The organism is Coxiella-like endosymbiont of Rhipicephalus sanguineus (assembly GCF_018687865.1).
Window position 1 is genome coordinate 1 of sequence record NZ_NIQB01000096.1, and the last position, 11,915, is coordinate 11,915.

Sequence of the window (11,915 nt, forward strand, 5' to 3'; positions counted from 1 at the left end):
TGTAAGGTGTTAGTTATGTCTTATATTTGTGGCACGGCTTTATACTTAAATCAAACGAATTTTCCCATTCTATCGAGTTCTATTACTTATTGGTGAACTTTATTTTTTAGTGCAGTTGCTAATCTTTCTCGGTTGGTTCTGTTACCAATCGTTTTTGGAAATTATTTTTGCGAATGCTGACGAGAGATAAAAATAAAGTTGAGTTTATTTTTCTCGATATTGAAGCCAGTGTGTTAAAAATGTTGGATCTTATTTATCTAGCCATTTTTATCCAAATTTTGTAGGCAATAATTCAACAGCTATTCGGCTTAGACGTTGAAGTTACAGCCAACGGTGAAGAACTTATTAAAGCACTTTTTTGGAACAGTCGGCAGAAAGAAGTATTTGATCAGAATGAAAATAAAACTTCAACTCGCAAAGAAGAACTAGAAGAAATTTTAGTAGCGGGAGAAACTTCTAATTCTACCTTTACGGGGCATCTTCAAAACCTTTATTCGAGTTTATTAAATGCAGGCCTTTTTTTTAAAAGGCCATCTACTTCTTTGATGAAGCTACTAAAACTATCTGCCAGAACCTACATTGGGTGAAGACTTTATAGCTGCATGTAGAAGAAACCTTTCTATGTTAAAATGAACTCATGTGTATTCAGATAATTTCACATGCCCCTTATGAAGGTTTCGGGGATGACTGACAATTAGGTTGCAGCGAAAAACTATCTGCTTTCACGTACTCAAAGTTACGCGGGTGAATATTTGCCTACTCGAGAAACTTTTGACTTTCTTATTCTCATGGGCGGGCTGCAGTGCCTGCGTATATCATCTCTATGATTACCTAAAAAGAGATGAGCTGGTCCAAGCAGCAAACTAAGTAGGGGAAGGGGTCTAATTTAGGAATTTGTTTAGGGTAGCCAGTTAATTCAGCGTAGCTTTGGGATCTATGCATTTGCGTAGTCCAGAAAAAGAAATAGACTGTTTCACAGTAGAAATTACGCCGGAAGAGAAAAAGATCATATTTCCTCATTTTCTGCAGTCATTTTTAAGTATGCATTGACATAAAGACATGATGAGATTACCAGAAGGAGCTGTAATTTTAGCAAAAAGCAGAGGATATCCGAGATAAATCGTCCGATTCAACGAGCAAGTGTATGGTTTGCAATGTCACCTTGAATTCACAGAAGAACGCACTCGATTTTTAATTGAAAAATATCGGGAAGATTTACAGGAAAGTATTTATGCACAAGCACCAGAAACTATTTTAACTAGTAACTTTTATAGTATTAATAACTTGCTGTTGAAGTTTTTGGAAATCTTTGTGGCTTTTGAGCGAAGCGAAGTAGTTCCTCGCTTCGCTCGCAGTGATATTTAGAATCGACCTCGTCGACCTCCACCATCACGTCCGCTACTTTCACGTCGGCGACCGCTACCATTACTGTTATTATCTCGTGCAATGTTGACTCGGATTTTACGGCCTTGTAGCTCAACGCCGTTGGCAACCAAGGCAGCTTGCGCTCCATTTTGGTTCGCATAGGTGATAAAAGCAAAGCCCTTAGATTGGCCCGTTTCGCGGTCCGTAATTAATCTGGTTTCTTCGATATCGCCATATTGCCCGAAAAAAGATTGAAGATCATCAGCTGTCACATTATATGACAAGCTCCCCACATAGACTTTATTTTGACTCATCGTCATTTTCCTTCGGTTATAGAAATAGAAATGCTTTTGCAAGAATGTCAGGAACTGTCACAGAAAAAACCCAAACCAATCTATGCTCGGCTTAGTATTGTACGACATAATCCTAAAAAAGGATATAAATATCGCGTGCTTGTAACGTTCTTCCGTAGAGACCATCCTAAATTTTTAATTAAAATTATGGGGGGGGGGGGGGACAAGGCTTTCTAGTATAATCCCCTTATATTTGAAGTGTATCTGGATAATAACGTAACAACACCAGTGGCCCCGGAAGTTTCTGAAAAATTTTATTTTTTTAAAGAGTTACGGAAATTCCTCTAGTCTTCATTGCAGAGGGATCGACGCAGAGAGGGCTATAAATGAGGAACGCCGCTGTTTCACTGCATTGTTGCGCGCCAAAGAAGAAAAAATTATTTTTACCCTACGGGTGCTTGGCAAGGAAAGTGTCAATTTAGGGGTTAAGGGAGTAATTGAGGCTACGGAGTGACGAGGGACTCACATTGTCACAACACCGATAGAGTATGATTCTGTTTTAACTACTTTGAAACAACTTGAACAAAAGGGGGATGACTGTTGATTTCACACGGATCGACTTTAACGGCAAAGTTTCGCCGGAATCGGTGATCGAAACGATAATGCCGGATACCTTTTTAGTAGCATCATGCATGTTAACAATGAATTAGCAACTATTAATCCGCTGGAGGTAGATCGCTAAAGCAATAAAGGTGATGCGCAAAGACATTCTTTTTTTTGTAGACGGGACTCAAGCATTTAGCAAGAGGGAAGTAGATATCTTGAATATTAATTTGTATTCCTAGTGGCCACAAGTTTCACAGCCTAAAAGGGAGTAGCGCTCTTTATGTGAAAGAAAAAATACCGATTCAACCCTTGATCACCGGAGGGAGAACAAGAGTTTGGTTTACGCTCGGGAACTGAAAATGTTCTCGCTATCGTGGAATTAGCTCTCGCTATCGTGGAATTAGCTGAAGAGGCTAAACTTACTTATCCAAGGTCGAAAACGACTCAAAAACATTTGCAAGATTTAAGAGGCTATTTCCTAGAAGAATTAAAAAAATTTTACAAATAATGATTAATTTTCCTTCGGAGACGCTTGAAAATACTGTGAATGTTTCCTTTGGTTTGATCTCTTCAGAGGTAATAATGCATTCTCTCGAAAAAAAGGAATTTATGTGTCAGCTGGTTCAACATGTAGAGGGATAAAACGTAAGCCGAGTCACATCTTAAAAACAATTGGTTTATCGCCTAGGTGAATACAATCCGCAATTAGATTTAGTTTTTCTCTTTATACTACTTAGGATGAAATTCGCTATACAGTGAAAAGTATTAAATCGATAATTGATAATTTTTGATTGATTTTCGAATAAAAATGAAAAAGGTAATTTAATTAAATACGGTGAAATTGCGCTTAAGGCAAAAAATCGTCATGTTTTCGAATCATCTCTGCTTGAAAATATTCGTTTGGCCATTGGAACCGAGGAAAGAGTTTTGGAAAAAGAACGTGGATGGCTTTATTTGAATTTAGTAGAAGATAAAATGTTCTCACATTATCGAGAAGAATTGAAGCGAATTTTTGGAATAGTAGCGTTTTCTGAATCTTTTCGCCTACCACTTAATAGTAATTTGAATGAAATTGCAGAGGTAATGATTTGGCATGTTGGAAAACTTAATATTCAGACTTTAACTTTTTGCGTTGATGCCTGACGTTCTTTTAAAATCTTTCCTTCAGATTCTATAGAAATTAATAGAGAAATAGGTACAAAGGTTCTGCAACGTTTTCCAATGTTGAAGTTTGATTTTAACTGACCTCAATTAACTATTTTTATTGCAGTACGTAAAGAAGGAGTATTTGGATACACCAATTTTGATTATGTCAGAAGGTCAGGAGGCTTTCTGGTTGGTGTTGCCGGCCGTGGTTTGCTTTTGTTTTATCCAGGGAGGGGGATTGATAGCCCTGTGGCAGGCTAGACTTTATTGAAACGCAGAATGATGATTGACGCTGTCTACTTTCACAGTTTTTCTTACACAGGCGAAAAAGGAAAATAAAAAGTTGTCGATCTTGCTCGTGTACTAACGCAATGAAAATTGAGAGAAATAAATTTATATATTCTTCATTTTACTCAAGTTCAGGAGTCAGTTAACAAAAGCTACCCAGAATCCACATGGACAATTATTTATCGTCGGTTTATGATGCATATCGTGAAAAAACTTTCAACGCCTTCTTATCAAGCGCTTATTACTGGTGAAAATTTAGGACAGGTAGCCAGTCAAACCATTCAAAACATCGCTGTTGTTAATAAAGTGGGCAATTTGCCTATTCTGAGGCCTTTAATTAGTTTTGATAAGCAAGAGATAATTGATCGAACGGAACAAATTGATATTTTTTAAATTTCTAAAAGTCCTTATGAAGATTGTTATAGTTTATTCGCTTCTAAAAATACAGAGACAAAAGCCAAAGAAAAAGAAATTTCAGAAGCAGAAAAATTATTCCTAACAGAAGTACTTATTACTCAAGCGTTAGAGAAAATAGAAATTATTCGAATTCCTTCATTCTAGTTCAAAGAAAAGCAAGCTTTTGGGGGGCTAACAAATTAATTTTAAATTTTATAAGGTTTTTCGATGAATAATAATCAACGATTTTCTTTAATTTAAAAATAAGATTAATCCAACTATACTAAATAAAATAGCAGATAACGCCGAAGGAAAATTGGATGAAATGTTTTTGGTAATAACCACCACCATGCCAACGATAGAGGAAAACAAAAATCGAAAAGAACTACTTAAAGCAACTGCTGTACCAGTGGTATCACTAAAGGCTTTCATCGCATTGCTACTACCAGCCTCAAGGCCAAAGGTTCCGTCGATACCAACTAAAAGCATCGGCCAAATAAAACCATCAATTATCAGGCCGACACTAAAATATCAAACAATCATTACTATTTCACCAAGCAGTTAAATAAAAAATCCTAAAGTAACTGTTTTGTAGATACCAATTTTCCCGACAAAATAGACTGAGAGTAAGCTCCTGATGAAAAAGGATATTCCCATAAAAGCGAAATAATAACCGTAATGTAACTCAAGAATTTCAAGCAGCTGGATGATGATGTATAGTAAAATTGAGCAGAAGATAAAAAGATAGCTGAGGCTTATAGCAGTAGCGAAGGTATAATTAAAAAAAATTTGGTTAATAAATCGGTATTTAGCGGGATCCTTTTGTTTTTGGGTAATGATTCCGGTACAGCCAGTAAGATACTTAAAACGGCTGATAAAGAAATGATTAATAAAAAAGGAAAGTAGCTAGCTAACCAAAATGGACGTCCAAATAACTTCCCAGAAAGGGCGCGAACATGGGAGAGAAAGCAATAATGCTATTTAAATACTTATAGGTCTTACCAATTTTTTTGCCATGATAACGATCCCGAACAATAGTAAAGCCTACAACGAGCATTTCAACGGATTCAATAGCTTGAGTGATACGATAGAGAGTTAGTTGTGGAGTCGCGATGTGGCAGTCGCACAAAGAAGGGATTCTAGCGTAAAAATTGCAATAAAAAGAAAACTAATTGGCCGGCGCCTGTATAATTGATCGGCTAAGGGTCCGATGATGAGTTGAACCAGGTCACCAGTCAGCATAAAAAGGCTTAGGGTAAGTTGCATTTCTCCTGCCGACACGTGGAACAACGTTGACATCCTGGGAACGGTGGGTACATAAACATCCATTGCCAATGCTAGGGCCATTGCCATTGGCGCTAGAATCCAAACAGTTTTGCGAATGGGAAGGGACGTCATGAAAACCTCATAATTAAAAAGCCAATTTTAAATAATTTATATCCTGCAGGATGCTCGATCCATCCTCGCGCTAGGATCTAATTTAGCTTGAGTAGATTTTATTTTGGAAGCTATTTGATGAAAACGTTTTTTGCTTGCTTTGAGAGCAAGCTTTCATTGCAGTCATTTGTCGTTATCGTTCCCACATTTTTTTAAACGATCTCATAGTAAGTTTTTATTTGATCTAAAAGCTTAATTTTGATTTTTGGTTTTTTTACTGTTTTAGCGAAACATTCGAGCATGAATCCACAATTATAAATTGAACGGAAATAGTTTTTAGTCTCAGCTGATTGATAAGTGGTGACTTGGAAATTCCTGCTTTTTTCCAGAGTATCAACCACTAGTCAATAATAAAGATAAGAGAAAGCTATGTTCTTCTCTTTTTCATCCGCTTTATAGAAGGATGCCATGTTTTTTAATTCTTCCTAATCTAGAGGGTGGTATGGTAATGATATGATGGACGTTGAATCCAGAGCATCCGAATTCTGTGAGCAAATCCAATTTTTTATTTCGCATTCTTTAATGTTTTTTTGGCTTTTTTAAAATAATAGAAGGTAGATCAAACACGGCCATAGGTATAAATGGCGTTCTCTAATTCTTCTTGAACTCAATAAAAATATCCTAAATCGATATTTTTTCTGAATTGCAACGAGATACTAATCGAAGATAAGCGATTCGGCTGTAATACTAACCGCGATTGGTTGCCGACAGTAAGTAGGGATAGTCGTAACAGTATTTTCAATTGAATAAACGTAGGTAAACGTTGAGTTAATTCACCGAGCGCTTTAATGCTAATTAAGCTCATTAGACATTGGAGAGTAGGGCACATTCCATAAGTACTGCATTACTATTTTCAGGATTAGGTCATTCTGAAAAAGGAAAAACAGAATGAGAAAAGCGTTATGAAAATGTCGCCAAGTGGGTCCACCATTCCTCAGGAACCTTTTTAACAGCCTTTTCTAATTGATCGGAAAATAGGGATCCATAATGAAGCAGATTTTATAATACTCTGGTTGGCAGAGAATAAAGTAAAGTGTTTGCTCTACTCATTAAAATTAATGTCTTGTAAATAGTTATAAGTTGTTCGATGTGGATTTCGAAAAGCAATTAATAGAGATTGTGTTGCTTGCTCCCAAAGAAATTATCGATAAAATCTTGATACCGTCTCCAGATAACTGAGAAGTTTTTACATCCAAATACGCGGTTGTAAGTATGCACATCATACTTGGAAATGAGTTTAAGAAGGAAAATCATGTCAGGTTAAGTTGAATTATTTTCTGAGTTAAGGACAAAATTATTCCTAGAAATTGAGCAGTCGAATGTATGAAATAAGCAGCAGCAACCGCTTGTCCTGGAACTCTCAAATTTTCATGATAAGAAATCAGTTTTGCCATCGTAGGGGTAGTGATTAAAGAAAAACGCAAACATGAGAGTAAGACAATAGGGATGCTTCTCCCCAAAATGTAGCTGCCTGTTTAAAGCTCACCTCTGCAGTTATGTAAAATATTAGACACACGTAGGCCTAATGATACAAGTTGTTCCTATTAACCCTGACTCTTCTTTAGAGAGAGTGGCGCTGGGGCTGGATTTGATTTTCCCTGCTAGGAGTTTCCCCGCTGGAGACTTCCTCCCTTCATTAAAGCGTTGAATTTTATTTTGAAATCTTTGGACCCATAATTGAAAATATTAGAGGTTTAGCTCTTGAGGCATTAGTAATGCTTCCTTCTCAGATAAAGATACCACCCCCATTCCAGGGAATGGGGGTATTCTATTTCCTTGTGCTTCCGTAGCTCATTGTGGGGAGTTTATCTCCATTCACAGCGATCGCTGTTTGATCCAAAAGCGCTATGTCTTCTCGGGTACCTGAAAGGGATTGAAGTTCTTGCAGAAACTTTTTATTATATACCTCTTTCAGAAAATCAGGATTCCAATCCGATTTAGCTAGCCAGAAGAAAGGTGTATTAGCTTTTTTGAGATCTAATGTGTGTCGTGGTAATTATTCTTCTCCTTTTGCTATTCTACAAATTGTGTGGCGTGTTAAATGTTGACTCCAAGCATCTAGTACCTCTTTACAATAAAATGCAAGGTTGTTGAAATAAAATATCCAAAGCAGGTAAATTTATCATTTCCTTTCCTTAAGCGGTAAGTCTGGTGCTGAAAGAGTGTCCACAAAAATCTGATAAATCCAACTTGGCGTGCCGCTAAAGCCAACACATTAATTACCGTTACGAATTTTTAAACTCTTGGGGACCATCATTACTAGCTAGTTTAGTTATAGCATCGCATCGAATAATTGTTCTGAGGTCATGTTAGATAATTCTTCAGGGTATATACAACAGGCTGTTTTTGCGTATTATTGGATTTTATTTTTTGAGTCTTAGCGTGGTAAAGCATGGCCTAATGTCAAAATCCCGGTAACCGTACTTGCTACAGCTGCTTTTATAGTATGTTGGTCTAAGAGGTATGTTGGTCTAAGAGCACATAGGTTATTAAACCGGAAGCGTAAATAGAGCAATTTAATCTGAATAAAGTTGTTGTCACTGTATGACCAACAACATTGTGGGCAGGAAGATACTTATTGCCCTGGGTATCCACAACAATGTTAGGGAGAGATCGAAATATTATCGTATTGTGCGCTGGGTTCGTGAACTCAACATAGTAATAGCAATTGCTAAGGCAGGTAGCCCGACCACAATACCGATTGAATCGAATGTTGGTTTCCCAGATATTTTTTTCAAGTACATTTGTAGTATGTCGTAGGTAATATAAGCGTCGGCGACAGAACGATTAATTATATTATTAAAGATTTGGAACAGAGCTTCAGATGCCTCGCTGGGAAATTTAAGAATATTATAGATAAATTCTTCCTCCCACGCTTTTTTGTCAGAGAGGTTTTTAAAGACGCGAGTGATAAACTCCACAGCGTGGATTTAAATTTATCGCGGGTAATAAAATCATAATAAATAGTTCCAAGCACTACTGAAACTATAGGGGTGGGAATTAATGTTCTTAAGTTGTTATCGTCTAAAGCAGCGATAGAAATCGTATCGGCGATAGCTAATTCCAGATAATTTCTTAGAAAAGCAACGAAGTTTAATAAGTAAAATAGTGGCTTAGGTAAATTTTGTTGGAACCAATTAAAATTATTCTGAATATATTCTTTTTCGTGTTTTTTAATGGATGGTCCTTCTAGAACTACGATCGCTTTCCCATGTGGAAGTCGTTTTGATAATTTCTATTTTTTTCTGCCATCCAGAAATTGACTAAAACGTTCACCTTCTTTGAGAAAAACTTTGCCACGGTATTGTGCTATTATTTCTTCCAAGATTTATTTGGATGTCAGCAGCAAGAACGTCTTCAGTCGGATCAACAGGCGTAAAATCATAAACGAGATTGGCTGAAACAGCAATACCAAATACGCTAGTCAGGACCTAATTAACAATAGGCATCCAAGAATCTTTTTCCGGGTAAGCCGCCAAATTCTTTAATAAGACCTGTATCCATATCGGTATTGATTTTTGGATAGCCATAAACAAAAAGCCACTATAAGCACGTTCGATAATGACCGCTAAATCAGCGAAAAAGTCGTAGATTCTTCTCATCCAAGGATTGATGTCTTGAGTAGGATCTTCACAGCATTTATCGATAGGGGCTGCATGTTCTGGATCTAAATTAAGGTTGATGGCCTCGGGCTAGTCTTCGATTTTCATCGCTAGGACGTTGGGTACCCTACCCAGAAAAGTGTGCAGAGTTGGGCTTTGAATAGCAAGCACCCACCATTTGAAGGAGTGCTCAACTCCACTTCTGAATTTTGTAAAAAGGCTGTTAAGAATCTTCGTTATGTGAAGAATTTTGAGACTCGTGAGACATGGGACCTCCAATGCTAGAAAAATAATTTACAATATTATCTCGCATAGATTTGTTCAATAAAAATAATTAAAGTTAAATTATTTTTTATTGAGATAAGAAAAATTATTAAGAAAATTTAAGCACGCGCAGGCGATAAGTTTGACTTTCTTGGAGAAGAGTTTCTAGATGTTGACAAATTTCTTTTTTTAAATTCCGGGAATGGGAGCGCTTGCACTTAAAAGCCTTGCGACTAATTATTGGTGTTAGATTTAAATACCCATCGGATGGGGGCAAGAACAATACTTAAGGGACGAGTTAAGATATCGGAAATAAATTTCGAACTAAAAAGTTTATCGTCTAAAATAGAATAATCTTTGGTAGCCCTGGTCAACACTATGATAAATTTTATCGTATTGTTTTTTCTGGCCCTGATATCATTGAGTACGATTGTAATTTCCTCGGCAGAGGGCTCTTCAGGACAATTTTAATAATCTGAATTTTTTCCAGAAGATATGCAATTGCAGGTATTGTTTGATTAATTTATTTAATTTTTCATTGTAAATTTGATGCAAATTTTTGAAGCTACTTTTTTGAGACTATTTTCCTTTTAACGTTTTTTAAGGATTTGAGGGTTTGAATGTCTGCTTGAATTACATCAAACATTTTTATCAGGTCCGTTTTTAATTGTCTTAACAAGTTAGAACAAAAGATAAATTGGACTTATCCAAATTTATTATTTGGTCTTTTTTTCATTAGATGAATAGCGTACTGCACTTGGCCAAAACTGTCTTGGTAAGGATTATTCTCGATAGAAAATTTTGGCTTTTAACAGTTTGATAAGAGCTGATCGAATATTAATTTTAATTTTCAAATATCTAAATCACGATTTAGAACTTCTGTAAATTCGATATCATAGGCCATGTATTTCTTACAAGATTGAAATAAATTTTTATCTTGGTCAAGAGTTTCAGTTTAAAGAGATAGGTTAACTCCTTTTTCTTTCAGTGATTAAATTAATGTTCTTAATTGTTCAAGATGGTTTTTAGCTTTATTGAAGTCGTTGTATTTTGAAATTAAATTAATTAGTTCAAAAAGAGGATTGCATTCTAATTCCTTATTCTTTTAAAGGTGATGGAATAGAAACACGAATCTTTCGAGTTTAAAAATATCTTCTAAAGTGAGATTGTGAAGCTCAATAAATGGATAATATTATGTCAATTGTTGTAATTTTTAGTCTATCAGTGGCTTAATTGTTTCCGCAGCTTCTCCAGTTGCTAATTTTATCTTGAATTTCTAAAAATTCATAAAGAAAAAATCCAAGCTGAATTTTTAAGTTGAGATAGTCTTGCTTCGATGTTCTTATTTTATATTTCTTAACTTCAGAGGAAAAGTGAGAAGAACGTATTTTCAAAAGGCTTTCTTTGCAATCTTATGGTAGCTTGATGAAGCTCCGTAAGGGCCTCTTTCGATGTCACTTTTTCTAAAGCGTTAAAGTCGAATACTCTATATTCGCTTATTAGCCCGGGCGCATTTCGTTCATAAAGAAGGTTACTGTTATGTAAGTCTCCGTGCACTAGAGTAGGTATTACGGTTTTCGTTTTCGAATAGAGCTTCCCTAGGCTGCGATGCTATCTATCATGATGCCTAAAACTTCGCCGTAATTAATTTTTTTAAAACTATAGGTCCCTAAAGCTTGACTTTCTAAATGGGCTTCTACGATTCTAACTTCACTCACCTCATTTTGATGCTAATGACGATGGACTCGTGTGAAATTAATTATGTATTAGCCTCTGTAGAGATATAAAGCAAGTCAGCAATCAGTTGTTCTCTTTTTCTCTCTTTCTATTTTTTGACCCGCTTTTTTATATATAGGACTTTATTATGCTCTTTTTTCTGATACTGAAAAGTATTCTTGTCATCAACGAAACAGCTTGGAGAATAATAAACAGCACGTATAATATTTTCTTCCTTAATTCTTGAATCGTCAAGATTATTTTCATTCAAAGTAAATGAATTATAATCGAAAGAATATCCAGGAAGGGGGTCTTTAACAATAATTCTCAATTTATGAGCGCTTGGCTTAGAGTCGTTCTTTCGTTAAGGGTATGAGTAAATCGCTTTTTCAGCTAGTATGGTATAGTGCCAGAGCAGTTGATTATCCAACTGAAAAAAGGGGTTTTAGCTCGGTCAGGGGGGTGTCAATTTCATGAGAAATGACGACATACGCTTTAGATTGTTAGATTGTCGATGAGTTTATATTGGGTTTATATAATGTATAAGGTAGCAGATGAAATTTATTTATTTATTTTACAACGCATTTCGTCTCTGAGTTTGTTTTATAAGACGATGTAACAGGTCTTTTTGTTCAGGAGTGAGTTTGTCCAGCAATTCTAAATGAAGAAATTGAATAGGATAGCTTAACTGATATTGAAATTTATTAGTGCAGCTGTATTTCAGAAGGCATGTTATTCTCTTTTTTGAATTAATTAATTTATCCCTTCGGCTTTTATAAATATTCCGACTTATTAATGTCTG

At 35.8% G+C, this 11,915-nt stretch carries 10 protein-coding genes and 1 pseudogene; 3 read left to right on the top strand and 8 right to left on the bottom strand.

Translation table 11 applies throughout. The features are described 5' to 3' along the window. Window positions 1–1,149 precede the first annotated feature (1,149 nt). Window positions 1,150–1,365 (top strand): hypothetical protein, encoded by a 216-nt coding sequence (locus B1F79_RS05860; protein ID WP_251366359.1) that lies wholly within the window; start codon window positions 1,150–1,152, stop codon window positions 1,363–1,365. On the opposite strand, the gene B1F79_RS05865 is transcribed toward B1F79_RS05860, so the two are convergent. Beyond that, window positions 1,362–1,679 carry an RNA recognition motif domain-containing protein gene (locus B1F79_RS05865; RefSeq protein ID WP_372443167.1) on the bottom strand — a complete coding sequence of 106 codons (318 nt, stop codon included), beginning with the start codon at window positions 1,677–1,679 and terminating at the stop codon, window positions 1,362–1,364. The genes B1F79_RS05860 and B1F79_RS05865 overlap by 4 nt on opposite strands. Here B1F79_RS05865 and B1F79_RS05870 point away from each other — a divergent pair. Further along, the gene (locus tag B1F79_RS05870) at window positions 1,671–1,895 is read left to right on the top strand and encodes a hypothetical protein (RefSeq protein ID WP_251366370.1); all 225 of its coding nucleotides are present in this window, start codon (window positions 1,671–1,673) and stop codon (window positions 1,893–1,895) included. The genes B1F79_RS05865 and B1F79_RS05870 overlap by 9 nt on opposite strands. A 1,194-nt stretch (window positions 1,896–3,089) precedes the next feature. Next, window positions 3,090–4,259, top strand: a pseudogene (gene thiI, locus B1F79_RS06655) (tRNA uracil 4-sulfurtransferase ThiI). Between the two features lie 87 nt (window positions 4,260–4,346). Here the strand turns inward: thiI and B1F79_RS05885 are convergent. From B1F79_RS05885 to B1F79_RS05915, 7 genes are all read right to left on the bottom strand, one after another. After that, complete coding sequence (locus B1F79_RS05885) at window positions 4,347–4,583, bottom strand: hypothetical protein (RefSeq protein WP_251366363.1); 237 nt, start codon at window positions 4,581–4,583, stop codon at window positions 4,347–4,349. Between the two features lie 421 nt (window positions 4,584–5,004). Beyond that, window positions 5,005–5,223, bottom strand: a complete 219-nt coding sequence (locus B1F79_RS05890) for a hypothetical protein (protein ID WP_251366364.1) — start codon at window positions 5,221–5,223, stop codon at window positions 5,005–5,007. Further along, window positions 5,190–5,492: an MFS transporter gene (locus tag B1F79_RS05895; RefSeq protein WP_251366365.1), complete on the bottom strand. Its 303-nt coding sequence runs from the start codon at window positions 5,490–5,492 to the stop codon at window positions 5,190–5,192. Before B1F79_RS05895 ends, B1F79_RS05890 begins: the two co-directional genes overlap by 34 nt. A 646-nt stretch (window positions 5,493–6,138) precedes the next feature. Continuing rightward, the gene (locus B1F79_RS05900; protein ID WP_251366366.1) at window positions 6,139–6,360 is read right to left on the bottom strand and encodes a hypothetical protein; all 222 of its coding nucleotides are present in this window, start codon (window positions 6,358–6,360) and stop codon (window positions 6,139–6,141) included. Between the two features lie 421 nt (window positions 6,361–6,781). Continuing rightward, window positions 6,782–6,991, bottom strand: coding sequence for a hypothetical protein (locus B1F79_RS05905; protein ID WP_251366367.1), 210 nt, complete (start codon window positions 6,989–6,991; stop codon window positions 6,782–6,784). Between the two features lie 1,971 nt (window positions 6,992–8,962). Next, window positions 8,963–9,133 (bottom strand): hypothetical protein, encoded by a 171-nt coding sequence (locus tag B1F79_RS05910; RefSeq protein ID WP_251366368.1) that lies wholly within the window; start codon window positions 9,131–9,133, stop codon window positions 8,963–8,965. 2,554 nt (window positions 9,134–11,687) lie between these two features. Next, the coding region (locus B1F79_RS05915; protein WP_251366369.1) for a hypothetical protein at window positions 11,688–11,915 on the bottom strand (228 nt) is incomplete at its 5' end.

Excerpts from the sequence above, each read along its gene's own strand:
- B1F79_RS05900 (WP_251366366.1), bottom strand. The coding sequence starts at position 6,360 with ATGTGCCCTACTCTCCAATGTCTAATGAGCTTAATTAGCATTAAAGCG.
- B1F79_RS05910 (WP_251366368.1), bottom strand. The coding sequence starts at position 9,133 with ATGAGAAGAATCTACGACTTTTTCGCTGATTTAGCGGTCATTATCGAA.
- B1F79_RS05865 (WP_372443167.1), bottom strand. The coding sequence starts at position 1,679 with ATGAGTCAAAATAAAGTCTATGTGGGGAGCTTGTCATATAATGTGACA.
- B1F79_RS05895 (WP_251366365.1), bottom strand. The coding sequence starts at position 5,492 with ATGACGTCCCTTCCCATTCGCAAAACTGTTTGGATTCTAGCGCCAATG.
- B1F79_RS05885 (WP_251366363.1), bottom strand. The coding sequence starts at position 4,583 with ATGCTTTTAGTTGGTATCGACGGAACCTTTGGCCTTGAGGCTGGTAGT.